Genomic DNA, 16,443 nt, shown 5'->3' with positions numbered 1-16,443 from the left:
TTCTTGATAATAAACTTTAAATCTCCTAAAATATATTATACAAATGGCTTTATACAATATATTTTGTTAATATAATATATATAATTAGCTTTTTATTATAATTAAATTTATTATAATATTATCTTAAACCATAAAAAGTGTAACATATCCTATAAGAATATATTACACTTTTTATATTTATATTATTCGTATTTATATGAATGATTTGTATATACTTATTCCATCTAAACTATATATTTTTTCAGAGAATTCACCTGGATTTAAATCCTTAGTAGCTTTACGCATATCATACATTCTAGCATCTAATACATCTAAATGATGTAACATTTCTGCTTCTGGTATCATAGGTTTCTTAGGACTTCCATACTCCGGCTCATAGTGATGTGTTAATATCATATGTTGTAATAACATAACTATTTCTTTATCTGCTTTGACTTCCATTGCAGCATCTTCAATTAAACCAATTCCTTGTATTATGTGCCCAAGTAACTGGCCTTCCGTACTATATTTAGATACTATTCCTAGATCACTAGATTCCATCTCCATTATTTTAGCTATATCATGAAGAATTATACCTGAATACAATAAATCTTTATTTAGATAATCATATATACCTAATAATCTTTCTGCCGCATTTAACATAGTGGTTATATGATATAAAAGACCACCTTTAATTGCGTGATGATTGGATTTAGCAGCTGGATAATGCATTAACTTGTAACTTAATTTACCGATAATATTTTCTGTAATATGTTTTATATCTTTATTTTCTATTTTCTCTATATAATCTAATAGAGTTTCAAACATATCTTCAGACTTATAAGGAGCAACTAGTATAAATTCATCTATATTAACATTATCTTCTTCTGTAGCTGGTCTAATTTTCTCTATCTTTAACTGTAATTTCCCTCTATATTCATTAACTACAGCTCTTACTTTTACAAGTATATTATCCTTTATTGAAGCTTCAATATTTTCATTACATTCCCATAGCTTTGCATTTATTTCTCCAGTTGAATCTATTAACATAAGATCTAAATATTTATTCGTAGTACTATTGTTAGTTATTTTACATTCTGCATTTTTTACTAAGAAAAAACTTTCAATTCTATCCCCTTTATTAAACTCACCAATTTTCTTATTTTCCATAACTGTTCTCCTTAATCTTTACTTCTTGTACTATATAAGATGAATATTATCAAATCTATTAAAATTATTCAATAATACTTAAAAAAGATATGTTTTACCACATCTTTTTAATTTTGATCTATGGACTTTTTTCTTTTAACAATTCTACCATATTCATCTGTAAAACTATTTATTATTATAGATACTAAATCTACTATAATCCATATGCCAAAACCACCTAGTGTAAGTAACATTAATATTGCAGTTCCTGCTTTTCCAACATAAAATCTATGGAAGCCTATAAAACCTAAAAGTATACAAAACACTAATGTTGCTCCCCAACTTTTTTCACTACAATCTTTCTCCTTAGATTCTAATATAGACCCTTTATCTTTGTCACCATAAAACTCTTTAGTCTTAATTATTTTTACTTCTTCATTGGTGTTACTAGTATCTCTTATATCTTTCACAATTCCATTATTATACAGACTTACAATGTCATCTTCATGTTCCTCTGTTATAGTAATATCATCTAATTCCGAATGCTTGTGAAAATATGTCTCTTTTCCATTGTTAAACTTATCATCTATTAATTTATTGTTCTTCATCTCATTTACCATGAGTAATCTCACCTCACATAAAGTATAGCTAATATATCTTTATGTAATAAGGCTTTAGTATATGCAATAAATATAAATCATATATAATTATACTTTATTACTAACTTCTACGAAATCTATTTAAATTACTCTGTATGAACTAAGTCTAAGTTTCCAAATTTACTATATTTACCTATCCATGCTAAATTTACGGTTCCAACTTCACCATTTCTATGTTTAGCTAATATACATTCCGCTATGTTCTCATCTTCTTTTTCTTTGCTATAATAAAATTCTCTATATAAGAACATAACTATATCTGCATCCTGCTCAATAGAACCTGATTCTCTTAAATCTGATAACATCGGACGATGGTCTGCCCTTTGTTCTGGTGCACGGGATAATTGAGATAATGCAATTACTGGACATTTCATTTCTTTAGCTAAAGCTTTTATACTTCTTGATATTTCTGATACTTCCTGTTGTCTATTATCAGAATTGCTTCCTGACATTAATTGAAGATAGTCTATGATAATTAAATCTATTCCATGCTCTATTTTAAGTCTTCTACATTTAGACCTCATCTCCATGACAGAAATACCTGCAGTATCATCTATATATATTCCCGCAGATGCAAGTGGTCCTGAAGCCCTTGCTATATTCTCCCAATCTCTATCGTCTAAATCTCCATTTCTAAGCTTAACCATATCTACATTAGCCTCTGCACAAAGGAGCTTATATGCTAATTGCTCCTTACTCATTTCTAATGAGAATATTGCAACTTTCCTACCATCTCTAATAGCTGCATTTTGGGCTATATTAAGACAAAATGTAGTTTTTCCCATAGATGGTCTAGCTGCTATTAGAACCATATCTCCGCTCTGAAACCCTGAAGTTTTTGCATCTAAATCTTTAAATCCACTAGCTACTCCATTTACTTGACCTTTATTATTAAAAATCTTTTCTATCTCTAAAAATCCTCTTTCCAATACAGTACTCATAGGTTCAAAATCACTAGTACTTCGTTTTTCAGATATATTAAATATATTTTTTTCTGCCAAGTCTATTACTGATTCTACATCATCTTGTTTATTATAGCTATTTTCAATTATTTCCGTTGAGCTTCTAATTAGCCTTCTAAGGGTCGATTTATCTTCAACAATTTTTATATAAGAAGATAAATTAGCTGTAGAAGGTACTGAGGTGCTTATCTCCATAATATATGTTACCCCTCCAGCTTGCTCAAGCATATCATTAGATTTTAGATAGTCTACCAAGGTTATCATATCTACAGGTATATCTTTATTATATAAATCTCTAATAGCCTTAAAAATAGTCTTATGAGCATCTTTATAGAAATCTTCAGCTGAAAGAACCTCTGCAGCTTGTGCAATAGCATTCTTATCTATTAACATAGACCCTACTACTGACTGCTCAGCTTCTATATTTTGTGGCATAGTTCTAAGTGAGTCACTCATATTATTACCTCCTGCGATATATTAAAAGAAAACTCCTATATGTACTCTCAAGGAATAAATAATGTAGAAAACATTATTTATTATAAAATCCTTCTCTTTAATTATAATGTAGTTATAAAAAAATCCAAACATTTATAAAATTAAATTAAAACCCTGTATAATCATATTACAGGGTTTTAATAATCAAAATATCTAAAATACTAATTCTATTAGTTCTTCTATTGTTGATACAGCTGTAACTTCTATATTTTTAATATTAGCTGGAACATCCTTCAAGTTATCTTTTGGTATTATTACCTGCCTTATACCTTTTCTTTTTGCTCCATATATTTTTTCAAACACTCCTCCTATTGGTTTTATCTTACCTCTTATTGATATTTCACCAGTAATTGCAATATCCTGTCTTATTGGTTTTTCTAAAATGGCACTTATAATACATGTTGTTATAGCTGCACCTGCTGATGGTCCATCAATTTTTCCACCACCAATAACATTTACATGAACATCATAATCTCTGATTTCCTTATCAGTAATCTTTCTTATAACAGAGGCTGCATTAAAAACAGAATCTTTTGCCATAGATCCAGCAGTATCATTAAATCTAATAGTTCCCTTACCTTTTTCCCTAGCCTCAAAACTTGAACATTCTATTTCTATAGTTGATCCCAAGAATCCAGATACCCCAAGACCAAAAATCTGCCCAACTTCCTTAGAATCTAAATCACTAATATCTTCATATGGTCTTAATCTATTATTAGATGCTACTTCATTAAAATCAGAAATAGTTATAACCACATCATTTCTCTCTTCATTATTTAATAATACATATCCATATACATCTGCAAGTATATTTACAGCTTTTCTACCTTCTATAGTATATCTGCTTATCTCTTTTGCTAAACCATCCTCTAATTTAATATTTAACTTTTTAGCTGCATTTAATACAACTTTTTCTATATCTACAGAAGATAGTGGTTCAAAATAAACTTCAGTACACCTTGATCTTAATGCTGGATTAATCTCACTTGGCTCTCTAGTAGTAGCGCCTATTAGAACGAAATCAGCTGGAGCACCATTGTCAAATAAATACTTAATATATTTAGGTGTACTTTCATCATCTGGATCATAATATGATGATGAAAACTCAACTCTTTTATCTTCTAAAACTTTTAATAATTTATTTTGAAGAGTATAATCTAATTCACCTATTTCGTCTATAAATAAAACTCCTCCATGTGCTTCTGTAACTAGTCCAGTCTTTGGTTCTGGAGTACCACTTTCAGCTAAATCTCTCTTTGAACCTTGATATATAGGATCATGTACTGAACCTAATAAAGGATTTGATATCTCTCTTGGATCCCATCTTAATGTGGTTCCATCTACTTCTACAAACTTTGCATCCTTATCATATGGCGTATGCTTTAATTTCTTAACTTCTTCAAGCGCAATCCTAGCTGCTGTAGTCTTACCCACTCCTGGTGGTCCGTATAAAATTATATGTTGTGGATATGGAGATGCCATCTTAGATATTAAAGATTTAATAGCTCTCTCTTGCCCAATTATTTCTGAAAAACTATCAGGTCTAAGCATACTCATAATGTTTTGAGTTAAATGCTTTGAATCTAAACATTCAAACTCTGCATATTTCTTTAATGTCTTACTATTCTCTGGTCCTCTTTGTTTCTTTATGATTCCTAGTCTTACCTCATCTATATACTTGTCCTGTTTTTCTATAATTTGCTTTTCCACTTCTGCATCTAATTTATTTTGTACATATCTTTTAGCTAGAAGTTCACTTATTTCTAGGCTAGTTTCTTTTAAAACTTCTTCTATATTATTATCACTTGGTGGAACACTAATTCCTTTTCCATTAGTAACTATTTTATTTATAGCATAAAGTTTTCTATACATATCTTTACTATTTAAATGCTTTTGAACCTTAAACTTTACTGCTCTACCTCTAATAGTGCCTTCATCTAAAAGCTTGTACATAACTTCTTCTAAAACTTCTATTTCTACTTCCATAGTTAATTCTTCTTCTAAGCTAAAATTATTTATTTTATCAACTGAATTTATATTCAAAATTATTAGCATAGAAGGACTTTTATACCTTCTATGCTTTCCTCCCCTCGGTTTTTAAAATCTATTGTTGTTCTTTTATAATAACCTTTATTTTAGTTGATATCTCAGGATATAACTTTACTTCTACATCATATAATCCCATAGTTTTAATAGTATTAACTATTATTTTTTTCTTATCTATTGTTATATTTAATTGTTTTTCCATTTCCTGAGAAATATCTTTTGTGGTTATAGCTCCAAATAATCTACCATTGTCTCCTGACTTAGCATAGATAATTACTTCTTTATCCTTAAGTTCATTTGCAACTTTTTGAGCTTCCTCTATTTCAGCTAATTTCTTCTTTCTATCAGCTTCATTTTTCTTATTTAAAATATGCATGTTAACATCATTTGCCTCTTGTGCTAATTTCTTAGGAAACAAGAAATTTCTTGCATACCCATCGGAGGCATTAACAACCTCTCCTTTTTTTCCAACTGATTTTACATCTTGTAATAAAATAACTTTCATTATTATTCACCCTTCCTTAAGTATTTTTCTATAGCATCATTTAATAATTCTTCTGCCTCATCTTGATTAGAATCTTTAATTCTAGCAGCTGCCATTGTTAAATGTCCTCCACCACCTAAATATTCCAATATTACCTGAACATTTATTTCACCTAAGGATCTTCCACTTATATAAGTGCCCTCTTCTATTTTAGCAATAACAAAGGATGCTTGAATACCTGTAATATTTAGCAATTCATCCGCTGCTTGTGCTGGTAATACAGAATTTGATATTTCTGGTGGACATTTCGCTACAGCTATTCCACTTTTAACCTTTGCAGTTTTTATTATATCTGCTCTTGTTATGTAAATATCTAAAGCTTCACTAAAAATTCTTTTTACATCTACAGTATCAGCACCTAGCCTTCGTAAAAATGCTGCTGCTTCAAAGGTTCTAACTCCAGTTTTAAAACAGAAATTCTTAGTATCTAGACAAATACCTGCTAATAGAGCTACCGCTTCTACTTCTCTTAATTTTGGTTTTTCAACCATATACTGAATTAATTCTGTTATTAATTCTGATGTTGATGATGCATAGGTTTCCACATAGCTTAACATTGTACCTTGTATAAAGTCTTTTGTTTTCCTGTGATGATCTATAATTACTATTCTACTGAAGTAATCTACTACCTCCATAGAAAGTACGTAACTTTCATTATGAACATCAACTAATATTAATAAACTTTTATCATTTTTAATATTTTTAACTGCATTTATATTTATAAATGTGTCTTTATAGTTATCATCTTCATCTAATCTGTCCAACATATACTGCACAGCATCATGAGGCTCATCCATAACTATATAACATTCCTTATTTAAAGAACGTATGGTACTATACATTCCTATTGCTGCTCCCAAGCAATCCATATCTGGATTGTGATGTCCCATTATAATTACATTGCTACTTTCATTTATCAGTTCTAAAAGTGCATGACCAATTACCCTAGCTCTAACCTTAGTCCTTTTTTCGACTTCTTTAGTTTTTCCACCATAAAAAGATACTTTTTCAAAGCTCTTGACTACACATTGATCTCCACCTCTTCCAAGAGCCAAATCCTTTGCTATAGTGGCAAATTCATGATTTTGAGCTGGATTTTCTCCACCTCTACCCACTCCAATGCTTAGAGTAACTGTAAGTTTATTTCCACTGCTTACTTCTCTAATTGTATCTAGTATATCAAATTTTTTATTCATCTCAGTTTCTATATTAGCATCTTTAGTTGTTAATACATATTTATTTGATGAATATTTTCTTATTAACGCTTTTAGGCTATTAGCATAGTTATTTATAGTTCTATCTATGTCTGCTATAAGCTGTGGTCTTAAATCTTCTTCTGTAGTCTTAATAACCTCATCAAGATTATCTACCTCTATGAGCATTACACTTTCTTTAGCATTATTAATTTGATTTATCAAATTAACATTATCTGTAATATCATCAAAAGAAATTACTATAAGATTATTATCTTCATTAATTTCATAATCTTGAATAATACTTATATAAATATCATAAATTCTATCCTTAAAAACAACATTTTTATACTCTGATCTTTTTCCTTCTAATGCTAATTTTATATTGAACTCTTTAATTATTTCTTTTATATTTTTACCTACTATATCATTATTTTCTAATCTTAAAGCTAAACTTTCGTTATACCATATTACCTCTCCATTTTCTAATAAAAACATAGTTGGAAAATGCACCTTAGAAAATGCCGTAGACTTAACAGTATCAACCTTGTGTATTATATTTTCAATTTTGTTAGAAAAATTATCTTTCTTGCTATTATCAAATATAATATACAAAAGAGCGGCTGCATATATTAGAAGTAGTATATTTGAAATAATTAACATATTCTTTATAAAAAACACTACTAATAATATAACTAAAATAGTTATAACTATTTTACTTTTTATAAAATTAAGTAGCATTTCTTTAAAATTCTCTTTACTCATATATTACGCCTTTCTGATTCTATATGGATCCAGCTTTCTAAAATCTAACATCATTTCTACAAAACCTACTATTCCTAAAATCTTAGATGATCCTATTATAAACAATAGAATTACTAAAAGTATTCTCATTGCCTTAGGCATTCCTAGTTTCTTTCTAAAATAATAATCAGTTACAGCTGCTCCGTTCACAGCTAATATCATAATTGTTAACATCAAAATAGCATTATATAAAAATAACCCCCCTGTAATTCCCCGACTTCCTACTATTGCACATATGCTAATAACAGCAATTAATGCAGCTCCAACTAGATTAGATACATAAAACTCTGAAAACCTTAAGTATTTTACTTCTTTATATTTAAGTTTTCTAAATATCAAATGTGTAAATAATATGGTTGAATATGCTTGTATAAAGGAAGCTATAAATAATACAGTTGGTATCAACATAGCTAAGAGATCAACTGTAAAGATAGATTCTATCTGTTCAAACATTTGTAGTTGAGTAGCATTCATACCCATGTTACTATAAATTTCTTTAGTTTGAGTTATATATGTCTTAAATTCATGTATATATGTGTTCAATTTATTATTAATAAATTGAATTACACTTATATTACTAACAAGCCTACTAGTTAACCATACATCAACCAGCATTGATATTATACATGCTATAATCAAGGTTATTAACATATTATATGTTTTCTTTTGATTTTTTAAGCAGTGACCTAAGACCGCACCTATTATCCCATAAGACATACCTGAAGTTATAGCCAAAATAGGATTGAGAAATATAGCTACTAATATTGTGCTTATTAATGCAGTTCCTATTGAATACTTCATTCCATTCCTATAATAAATAAGAGCTACTAAAATTGGCAACAATATTAAACCTATTATATAAAACAATAAAATGTATGATGCACTAATGCTTATTATAGTTATAATACCTGTCATCAACGCAGTTTCTATTAAATTTTTTGTATTAATCTTTTGTTCCATAACATCCTCCTTCTAATTCCTTTCTCTTATATGGTCATAAAGCTTACTAAGCTCTTTTCCATTTTTCTCAAGAGGATCACCTTCTACTATACCAACCTTTAATTTTTTCTTCATAGTTTCATCAATTGCTAAATGAGAATATCCTAATTTTTCTGCTAAAATATATAATATTATTATTGCTCCTGATATACAATCTAAAATTGCATCTTGTGCTATATTACTCCCTTTACTTAATAATTTAAAAAAATCACCTACAATACAAACTAATTCTGCCTTTAGTCCTTCTATTATCTTTATATTGGACATAATATTAAACTCTTCTCGTCTCATAAGAATCATCCTTTCTTTAGGCTATAAGTCTATTGTAAATTTTTTTTTATATTTATGCAACATGATTATAGGTATATTTACCTTTATTTCACAGTTATTCTGAGATTAAAATAAAAAACTAGTGAATAACAGCGATTCACTAGTTTTTATTAATTATATATTTGTTTTACCAAATAAATTATTACTATTCAGTTGTGAATGGTAATAATGCTATGTTTCTAGCTCTCTTAATAGCTACAGTTAGCATTCTTTGGTGTTTAGCACAGTTTCCAGAAATTCTTCTTGGTAATATTTTACCCTTTTCTGTAACATACTTTCTTAATTTATTGATATCTTTATAATCTATAGAAGTTGCTTTATCCATACAAAAAGCACATACTTTTCTCTTAGCTCTTTTTCTATTTCCGCCTTTTCTTCTATCATTCTTATCGTTTCTATCATAAGCCATTACTCTTACCTCCTTACCTAATTATTAAAATGGCATATCCTCACCATCATCAATCGGAGTCATATCTCCTCCACCAAAGTAATCTGTTGGTATTGATGAATCATTGTGAGAAACAGCTCCAGTATTCATTCCTGATGTTTTATTGCCACCCCATTCAAGGAAACTTACTTCATCAGCTACTACTTCAGTAACATATCTTCTTCCACCGTCTTTAGCTTCATAAGAACGAGTTTCAATTCTACCAGCTACACTTAAAAGTTTACCTTTACTCATGTAATTAGCAGTACTTTCAGCCTGTTTACCCCATACTACTACAGGTATAAAATCAGCATCCGGTTGACCTTCCTTCTTAAATCTTCTATTAACTGCAATTGTAAATGTGGCTACAGCTGTACCTGTACCTGGAGTAAATTTTAACTCTGGGTCTTTGGTTAATCTTCCGATTAAAACAACCTTATTCATTAATACCACCTACTTGCTTTCTGGATTGATTATAATATGTCTTATAACACCATCTGTAATTCTGAATACTCTGTCTAATTCTTTAGGTAATTCAGCGTCAGCTTTGAAGTTGATTAATGTGTATACACCCTCGTTAACTTTAGCGATTTCATAAGCTAGCTTTCTTCTACCCCAAACGTCAACGCTTTCAACTTCTCCACCATTGTTCTCTATTACACCTTTAAATTTTTCAACGTTAGCTTTAACAGCCTCCTCGTCTAATGATGGGTGTAATATGAATATAGTTTCATATGCTCTCATTAGTTTCACCTCCTCCCCCCGGACTAACGGCTGTGATTTTCACAGCAGGGATTACATCATCAAATTATATCATAGTAAAACTATTAAGTCAATATTGTTATCTTATTTTCCCTCATTCTTAAGAATTTTCTTTACACTCTTTTCAAATTTACTTCTAGGAATCATAACAATTCTATCACATCCGGTGCATCTAATTTTTATATCTGCACCCATTCTAATTATTTCCCACTTATTACTACCACATGGATGTGTTTTTTTAGTTTCTACAATATCATTTAATTCAAATTCTTTCATATTCTTCTCCTATATCATTGTTTCCAAATATTTATATCAATAAACTATATTGTTTTATACTTATTTTTTACCATCTCATATTATGTTAGTCAATATTTAACTCTATTAACTTACTATCAGTAAATTGATAAATAGTTTTGAACTCCATCTTTTTATCTTTTATTATCTCTTTTAAGCTATCTAAAATACCAATATCCGCCTTTAAGCTTATTCCACAACTTTTTGTTATATATGTTGGTGTTGGCATCATAGTAACCTTAAGCTTTTCGTTAATACATACTGATTCAGCTTTCATGGCTTCATGAGTATTATTGAAAGTTACAATTAAAAATTCTTTCATTTCATATATCTCCTAGCACTATTTCTTATAACTTTATAGTTTTTCCTTTATTCATCATTTCAATTATTGCATACATATTACTAATTTCTCCAACTGCAAGATTTTCCTTTAATCCATAAAAATCTAAACAAAGACCACAGCTTTGTACATTTACACCTCTCTCTACTAATCTTTTTAAACTATCAAGGGTAAGTGCTCCTTCAACTACTAACTTTACCCCTGCATTTAAGAATACTAAATTAGTTGGTATAACTTCAGCCTCCGAAAGTGCAAATAAATAACTCTTTATAAGAGCTGTTCCAAGTTCATCATCTCCATTTCCCAATTTATCTGAACCTACAACAATAGTAAAAGTCTCTTCTTTTTCTTTAGAATTTTTTAGATTTAATTCTTCTACTGTAACTTCTCCCTTTATAATTGTTATATAGTATATATTGCCTTCTCTTTCTTCTATTTCATATTCAAATCCATTTCCTTGAGCAAATTTAACCACATTATTTTTGGCAACCTCATTATCTACAACAGTTACTCCTATACCACTTTCTAAAGCATCAAAATATTTTTTTGTATTTACTACTGGAATTGGGCAATTTAATCCTCTACAGTCAATTTCATTTCTAATATTTTCCATAACATTTTCCCCCTATTAAATATTATTTGATAATAATATTTAGTTAATATCTATTAATTAATATGTTCTACTTAATATAATAATATGATATTGTATATATTTATTATAATGTTGTATTATTGTGTTATACCAACTTACTATAATACAATCTTTATTAACATACTAATTATATCAAATCTATAGAATATATCATATCTAAATTTATAATATATAAATTTTACTTATTATATATCTAAATATGATAAATTCAACCTAGGAGGTAATACTATGCAAATTTATGCAGATAATGCAGCTACATCTTTTCCTAAACCAGATTGTGTTTATAATGATATACTAAATTATATGAGAAATATAGGCGGTAATCCTGGAAGGGGTGCATCTACTTCATCTCTAAAAGGAAATAAAGTTATATTCCAATGTAGAAATGCTTTATGTGATTTTTTTAATTTTCCTGATACTAAAAATGTAATATTTACATCTAATATTACTATGTCCTTAAACATTTTAATTAAAGGTATAGTTAAACCTGGATGGCATGTTATAACATCTTCCATGGATCATAACAGTACCCTTAGAACATTAAATGAATTAAAATCTAAAGGAATAATTGAATTAGATATAATTCAATGTAATAAATTAGGTGAAATTGATATTGATGATTTTCAAAGTAAAATCAAGCATAATACTAAACTTGTAACCCTTTCTCATGGCTCTAATATAATTGGTACTATTCAACCTCTAGAAAAAATCGGACAAATTTGCAAGGGAAGTAATATATTTTTCATTATAGATACTGCTCAAACAGCTGGCGTTCTTGATTTAAATTTTCAAAAATTAAACTGCAATGCTTTAGCCTTTACTGGACATAAAAGTTTATTAGGTCCTCAAGGTATAGGTGGCTTTATCATAGATGATGAAATGAATGATATTTGTTCTCCATTAATTGTTGGTGGTACAGGAAGTGTTTCATCAGACATAATTCAACCCAACTTCTTACCTGATAAATTTGAAAGTGGTACTATTAATGCACCTGGTATTGCAGGTCTTCTATCTGGAATAACCTTTATCCAAAATGAAGGATTATCTACAATTAAAGATCATGAAGATTATCTAACACAAAAGTTCATTGATGGTATATTAAATATATCTACAATGAAAGTTTATGGACATCTAAATACTGAAAATAGAACTTCAACTATATCTGTAAACTCTTCTAAAATTGATAACAGTGAACTTGGATTTATTCTTGACTCTCAATATAATATTATAACTAGAACTGGTCTCCATTGTGCTCCATTAGCTCATAAAACTATTGGAACATATCCTAATGGAACTTTGCGTTTTAGTTTTGGATATTTTAATGATGATAAAGATATAGATTATATCTTGTGTAGTATAAATTCTTCTATTAAAAAATTGTAATGAATTAATAATAGATGTATTAAATTTATCTACATGGTAATACTTTCTAATATAGGAGGGTGTTACTCATGGTGGAAAAAGTTATTTTCGATGCTTTATCTGATAATTCTATATATGACATAAGAGAAATTCTTTCAGAAGAACTAACCAAAGTAATTAAAGATAATAGAGATATTGTTATTTTATGCATAGGTACAGACAGATCTACAGGTGATAGTTTAGGTCCACTTGTAGGTTATAAACTCAAATTTTTAGTTAGAGATAAGGTTTTTATCTATGGAAATCTAGAAAACCCTGTGCATGCGAAAAATATTTCTGAAACCAATGATTTAATACTTAAGAATCATAGTAATCCATATATAATAGCTATAGATGCTTCTCTTGGAGGCCTTCAAAATGTAGGTAAAGTTATAATTGAATCTAAACCTCTTTATCCTGGAGCTGCTCTAAATAAAAATTTACCTTCTGTTGGTGATTTAAGTATTGTTGGAATTGTTAATATATCTGGCTCGTTAGAATTTATGGTGCTCCAAAATACTCGATTATATATTGTAATGAAATTAGCTGAAGTAATCTCCTCAGGAATATACCATTCTATAATAAAAACTATAGGTGGACGTAAATCTTCCTCCAAGGTTAACAATAAATATATTCCTAAGGTTTTAGATGCAGACTAGAACTTAAAAGAAGAGATAATAAATGTTTCACGTGAAACATTTATTATCTCTTTTTACTTGTTTAATATATAAATAATTCATTTTATGCTAAACTTGATTATCCACTTTGATTTAATTAACTGTTCTACCTAAAATAAATTGTTCATTTGCATTACTTTATATCAAGTTAAAATACATAAGTTATAATCTTGTTACTATATTTTTATATCCAATTACCACACTATCCAATACTTATACTTATATAGATAAATACTAAATATAAATCTAATAAAATAGATGAGCTATACTACTATAACTCATCTATTTTGTTAAATCTATTCCTTGTTAGTATTGACAGCTTGATGAAGAACATTATTTTCTTCTTGTGATAAATCATATCTAGATATCCCATCATCAATAGGTTTTGCATATGTAATACTCTCATTTCTTGAATAAATACTAGTTATTATTACACCATTATTTCTTCCATCTAACAGAGCAATGGAGTAGCTTAAATCACTTCCAATATCCTCAAAAGCTTTATATCTTTGCATTGCAACCTTTTGAACACAAGATGAAACTTTGTTAGATGTTTTATTACACATATCCTTAACTTCATTTGTTATTTCTTCCATATTGTCAATTTTATCTAATGAGCTTACTAATAATTCTTCTAAATTTTTATTATTAGTCCCCTTCATAATTTTTCTATATTTATCTTTCATCTTACTTGTTGAGACTAGTGATATTATCAAAATAATGATTAATATGAATACTAATATTATTAATCCTATAGTTATAAATACATTATATTCATTGAGAAATTCTATAATTTGTTCCAAAAGCATTCATCCTCTCTAAAAATGTTTCACGTGAAACATTATATATCTAAAATTTCTATTATTCTTTGTAAATCTTCTGGAGAATAATATTCTATTTCTATTTTTCCTTTATTTTTAGAATTATTACTTATACATACTTTTGTATTAAAGTGATTTTCTAATTTTGTTCTTATGTCTTTGTAATATATATCATTTTCTGATTTATTATTTATTTTTTTATACTTGTTATTATCATCTTTATAATAATTTCTAACTAGTAATTCAGTTTGTCTAACATTTAGGTTTTCATCAATAACTTTCTGAGCAACTACATATTGATCTTCTTTATTTTCTAATGCTAATATTGCTCTCCCATGTCCTTCTGATAAAACACCTTCAATTAAATACCCCTGTATTCTTTCATCAAGATTTAGTAATCTTAATGAATTAGCAATAGCACTTCTAGATTTTGAAACCTGTTTACTTATTTCTTCTTGCGTCAAATTAAAATCATTCAATAACTTATTATATGCTGCAGCTTCCTCTATAGGATTTAAATCTTCTCTAATTATATTTTCTATTAAAGAAATTTGTACAACCTCTACATCAGACAATTCCTTAATAATTATTGGTACTTCTTTTAAATTTAATAATTTTGCTGCTCTCCATCTACGTTCACCTGCAATTATTACATAAAACTGATTTTCTTTTCTTACAACAATAGGTTGTATTATACCATGTTCCTTAATAGAATTCGCTAATTCTATTAACTTTTCATTATCAAAATGCTTTCTCGGCTGATCCTTATTAGGCTTAATTAAATTTATATCTATACTTATAACCTGTTCATTATTACTGTCCTGAAAGTCATTTTCAGGAATTAATGAAGATAATCCTTTTCCTAAAACTCCTGTTTTCTTCATGCTATTTTCCTCCTTGTCTACTAATAAACTCCTCCGTTAAAGCTTCAAATGCTTCTGATCCCTTACATTTATCATCATATAGCATGATAGGAAGTCCAAAACTAGGTGACTCTGCTAATTTAACATTTCTTGGTATGAAAGTATCATATACCTTATCATTAAAGTACTTTTTAATTTCTTCAACTACTTCATTACATAATCTAGTTCTACTATCATACATACTCATGATTACACCTTCAATTTCAAGACCAGTATTTAAATATCTCTTAATCAATTGTATAGTACTCATCAATTGTCCTACACCTTCAAGAGCATAAAACTCACATTGGATTGGTATCAAAACTGAGTCAGATGCTGTTAATGCATTAATAGTTAATACACCTAACGATGGTGGACAATCTATAAATATATAGTCATAGTCATCTTTTATTTCATCAATTTTATTTTTTAAAACTTTTTCTCTTTGATCCTGACTTATAACTTCAACTTCAGCTGCTGCTAGAGTCATAGTTGAAGGTGCAATATAGAAGTTATCTACTATTTCACTTTTTTTGATAATTTCTTTCAATGAAACATTACTTGTTAAAACATCATACATAGAACAATGTATTTTTCTTTTATCTAATCCTATACCGCTAGTTGTATTTCCTTGAGGATCTATGTCTATAGACAGAACTTTATATCCATTCATTGCTAAATATGAGCATAAATTTATATTAGTAGTTGTTTTTCCAACTCCCCCTTTTTGATTGAAAATACATATTACCTTCATATTCTCCCCCCTTATCTATCGTAGGTTTTGTTTTAAATTACTATATATTAGAAACTTTATATTACTAATAATTTTAATCATTATAAATTTATTTTACCTATGTATTTATATTATATATTGATACAGGTTTTATTTAAAGTAATTATTACATAAATTAATAAGTATTTATTTTTTTATCAACATATTTAGATTAATTTACTATTTTAGATACTATTGATAATGCTATTGTATAAATTTATTGTACATTTTTCAT

The 16,443-nt window shown here is 28.2% G+C and carries 19 protein-coding genes; 2 read left to right on the top strand and 17 right to left on the bottom strand.

Annotation, left to right across the window (positions count from 1 at the left end; translation table 11 throughout):
- Positions 1-192: 192 nt before the first annotated feature.
- The 14 genes from B3086_RS00255 to yedF form a co-directional block, all read right to left on the bottom strand.
- On the bottom strand, positions 193-1,149 hold the full coding sequence (locus tag B3086_RS00255; RefSeq protein WP_346892553.1) for a 3'-5' exoribonuclease YhaM family protein: 957 nt from the start codon (positions 1,147-1,149) through the stop codon (positions 193-195).
- A 107-nt stretch (positions 1,150-1,256) separates the two neighbouring features.
- Complete coding sequence (locus B3086_RS00250; protein ID WP_346849177.1) at positions 1,257-1,748, bottom strand: TM2 domain-containing protein; 492 nt, start codon at positions 1,746-1,748, stop codon at positions 1,257-1,259.
- 125 nt (positions 1,749-1,873) lie between these two features.
- Positions 1,874-3,205, bottom strand: coding sequence for a replicative DNA helicase (locus B3086_RS00245; protein ID WP_346849176.1), 1,332 nt, complete (start codon positions 3,203-3,205; stop codon positions 1,874-1,876).
- A gap of 192 nt (positions 3,206-3,397) precedes the next feature.
- Positions 3,398-5,230 (bottom strand): Lon family ATP-dependent protease, encoded by a 1,833-nt coding sequence (lonC, locus tag B3086_RS00240; protein ID WP_414632260.1) that lies wholly within the window; start codon positions 5,228-5,230, stop codon positions 3,398-3,400.
- A 118-nt stretch (positions 5,231-5,348) separates the two neighbouring features.
- Positions 5,349-5,795, bottom strand: coding sequence for a 50S ribosomal protein L9 (rplI, locus tag B3086_RS00235; protein ID WP_346849174.1), 447 nt, complete (start codon positions 5,793-5,795; stop codon positions 5,349-5,351).
- A gap of 2 nt (positions 5,796-5,797) precedes the next feature.
- Positions 5,798-7,792: a DHH family phosphoesterase gene (locus B3086_RS00230; RefSeq protein ID WP_346880493.1), complete on the bottom strand. Its 1,995-nt coding sequence runs from the start codon at positions 7,790-7,792 to the stop codon at positions 5,798-5,800.
- A gap of 3 nt (positions 7,793-7,795) precedes the next feature.
- On the bottom strand, positions 7,796-8,791 hold the full coding sequence (locus B3086_RS00225) for a DUF2232 domain-containing protein (protein ID WP_346849172.1): 996 nt from the start codon (positions 8,789-8,791) through the stop codon (positions 7,796-7,798).
- 12 nt (positions 8,792-8,803) lie between these two features.
- Positions 8,804-9,121, bottom strand: a complete 318-nt coding sequence (locus tag B3086_RS00220; protein WP_035132003.1) for a MazG-like family protein — start codon at positions 9,119-9,121, stop codon at positions 8,804-8,806.
- Between the two features lie 184 nt (positions 9,122-9,305).
- Positions 9,306-9,569, bottom strand: coding sequence for a 30S ribosomal protein S18 (gene rpsR, locus B3086_RS00215; RefSeq protein WP_035132005.1), 264 nt, complete (start codon positions 9,567-9,569; stop codon positions 9,306-9,308).
- 24 nt (positions 9,570-9,593) lie between these two features.
- A complete protein-coding gene (locus tag B3086_RS00210; protein WP_035132007.1) occupies positions 9,594-10,031 on the bottom strand; it encodes a single-stranded DNA-binding protein in 438 nt (145 codons plus the stop codon).
- A 9-nt stretch (positions 10,032-10,040) separates the two neighbouring features.
- Positions 10,041-10,331, bottom strand: coding sequence for a 30S ribosomal protein S6 (rpsF, locus tag B3086_RS00205; protein WP_035132009.1), 291 nt, complete (start codon positions 10,329-10,331; stop codon positions 10,041-10,043).
- A 102-nt stretch (positions 10,332-10,433) separates the two neighbouring features.
- The gene (locus tag B3086_RS00200) at positions 10,434-10,625 is read right to left on the bottom strand and encodes a DUF951 domain-containing protein (RefSeq protein ID WP_346849171.1); all 192 of its coding nucleotides are present in this window, start codon (positions 10,623-10,625) and stop codon (positions 10,434-10,436) included.
- A gap of 85 nt (positions 10,626-10,710) precedes the next feature.
- Positions 10,711-10,965 (bottom strand): DUF3343 domain-containing protein, encoded by a 255-nt coding sequence (locus B3086_RS00195; protein WP_346880494.1) that lies wholly within the window; start codon positions 10,963-10,965, stop codon positions 10,711-10,713.
- Positions 10,966-10,990: 25 nt separating this feature from the next.
- Positions 10,991-11,596 carry a sulfurtransferase-like selenium metabolism protein YedF gene (gene yedF, locus B3086_RS00190; protein ID WP_414632259.1) on the bottom strand — a complete coding sequence of 202 codons (606 nt, stop codon included), beginning with the start codon at positions 11,594-11,596 and terminating at the stop codon, positions 10,991-10,993.
- A 267-nt stretch (positions 11,597-11,863) separates the two neighbouring features.
- Between yedF and B3086_RS00185 the strand changes: the two genes are divergently transcribed.
- Both B3086_RS00185 and yyaC read left to right on the top strand, forming a co-directional pair.
- Positions 11,864-13,018 (top strand): aminotransferase class V-fold PLP-dependent enzyme, encoded by a 1,155-nt coding sequence (locus B3086_RS00185; protein ID WP_346849170.1) that lies wholly within the window; start codon positions 11,864-11,866, stop codon positions 13,016-13,018.
- Between the two features lie 68 nt (positions 13,019-13,086).
- Entirely contained in the window at positions 13,087-13,695 is a 609-nt protein-coding gene (gene yyaC / locus B3086_RS00180; RefSeq protein WP_346876255.1) for a spore protease YyaC, read from the top strand.
- A 314-nt stretch (positions 13,696-14,009) separates the two neighbouring features.
- Here yyaC and B3086_RS00175 read toward each other — a convergent pair whose 3' ends face one another.
- The 3 genes from B3086_RS00175 to B3086_RS00165 are packed head-to-tail and all read right to left on the bottom strand — an operon-like array spanning position 14,010 to position 16,190.
- The gene (locus B3086_RS00175) at positions 14,010-14,516 is read right to left on the bottom strand and encodes a DUF4446 family protein (protein ID WP_035135530.1); all 507 of its coding nucleotides are present in this window, start codon (positions 14,514-14,516) and stop codon (positions 14,010-14,012) included.
- A 38-nt stretch (positions 14,517-14,554) separates the two neighbouring features.
- The gene (locus B3086_RS00170; RefSeq protein WP_035135528.1) at positions 14,555-15,418 is read right to left on the bottom strand and encodes a ParB/RepB/Spo0J family partition protein; all 864 of its coding nucleotides are present in this window, start codon (positions 15,416-15,418) and stop codon (positions 14,555-14,557) included.
- A 1-nt stretch (position 15,419) separates the two neighbouring features.
- Positions 15,420-16,190: a ParA family protein gene (locus B3086_RS00165; protein ID WP_035135527.1), complete on the bottom strand. Its 771-nt coding sequence runs from the start codon at positions 16,188-16,190 to the stop codon at positions 15,420-15,422.
- Between the last annotated feature and the right edge of the window lie 253 nt (positions 16,191-16,443).

The organism is Clostridium sp. UBA871 (assembly GCF_002295255.1).
In the GTDB taxonomy this organism is placed as follows: Bacteria; Bacillota; Clostridia; order Clostridiales; family Clostridiaceae; genus Clostridium_J; species Clostridium_J sulfidigenes.
This window is presented reverse-complemented; position numbering and strand designations above follow the sequence as displayed.

What these genes read in the sequence shown, in the direction of transcription:
- B3086_RS00210 (WP_035132007.1), bottom strand. Translation starts at nt 10,031, where the DNA reads ATGAATAAGGTTGTTTTAATCGGAAGATTAACCAAAGACCCAGAGTTA.
- B3086_RS00230 (WP_346880493.1), bottom strand. Translation starts at nt 7,792, where the DNA reads ATGAGTAAAGAGAATTTTAAAGAAATGCTACTTAATTTTATAAAAAGT.
- B3086_RS00255 (WP_346892553.1), bottom strand. Translation starts at nt 1,149, where the DNA reads ATGGAAAATAAGAAAATTGGTGAGTTTAATAAAGGGGATAGAATTGAA.
- B3086_RS00165 (WP_035135527.1), bottom strand. Translation starts at nt 16,190, where the DNA reads ATGAAGGTAATATGTATTTTCAATCAAAAAGGGGGAGTTGGAAAAACA.
- lonC (WP_414632260.1), bottom strand. Translation starts at nt 5,230, where the DNA reads ATGGAAGTAGAAATAGAAGTTTTAGAAGAAGTTATGTACAAGCTTTTA.
- B3086_RS00245 (WP_346849176.1), bottom strand. Translation starts at nt 3,205, where the DNA reads ATGAGTGACTCACTTAGAACTATGCCACAAAATATAGAAGCTGAGCAG.
- B3086_RS00200 (WP_346849171.1), bottom strand. Translation starts at nt 10,625, where the DNA reads ATGAAAGAATTTGAATTAAATGATATTGTAGAAACTAAAAAAACACAT.
- B3086_RS00195 (WP_346880494.1), bottom strand. Translation starts at nt 10,965, where the DNA reads ATGAAAGAATTTTTAATTGTAACTTTCAATAATACTCATGAAGCCATG.
- yedF (WP_414632259.1), bottom strand. Translation starts at nt 11,596, where the DNA reads ATGGAAAATATTAGAAATGAAATTGACTGTAGAGGATTAAATTGCCCA.
- rpsR (WP_035132005.1), bottom strand. Translation starts at nt 9,569, where the DNA reads ATGGCTTATGATAGAAACGATAAGAATGATAGAAGAAAAGGCGGAAAT.
- yyaC (WP_346876255.1), top strand. Translation starts at nt 13,087, where the DNA reads ATGGTGGAAAAAGTTATTTTCGATGCTTTATCTGATAATTCTATATAT.
- rplI (WP_346849174.1), bottom strand. Translation starts at nt 5,795, where the DNA reads ATGAAAGTTATTTTATTACAAGATGTAAAATCAGTTGGAAAAAAAGGA.
- B3086_RS00225 (WP_346849172.1), bottom strand. Translation starts at nt 8,791, where the DNA reads ATGGAACAAAAGATTAATACAAAAAATTTAATAGAAACTGCGTTGATG.
- rpsF (WP_035132009.1), bottom strand. Translation starts at nt 10,331, where the DNA reads ATGAGAGCATATGAAACTATATTCATATTACACCCATCATTAGACGAG.
- B3086_RS00220 (WP_035132003.1), bottom strand. Translation starts at nt 9,121, where the DNA reads ATGAGACGAGAAGAGTTTAATATTATGTCCAATATAAAGATAATAGAA.
- B3086_RS00185 (WP_346849170.1), top strand. Translation starts at nt 11,864, where the DNA reads ATGCAAATTTATGCAGATAATGCAGCTACATCTTTTCCTAAACCAGAT.
- B3086_RS00250 (WP_346849177.1), bottom strand. Translation starts at nt 1,748, where the DNA reads ATGGTAAATGAGATGAAGAACAATAAATTAATAGATGATAAGTTTAAC.
- B3086_RS00170 (WP_035135528.1), bottom strand. Translation starts at nt 15,418, where the DNA reads ATGAAGAAAACAGGAGTTTTAGGAAAAGGATTATCTTCATTAATTCCT.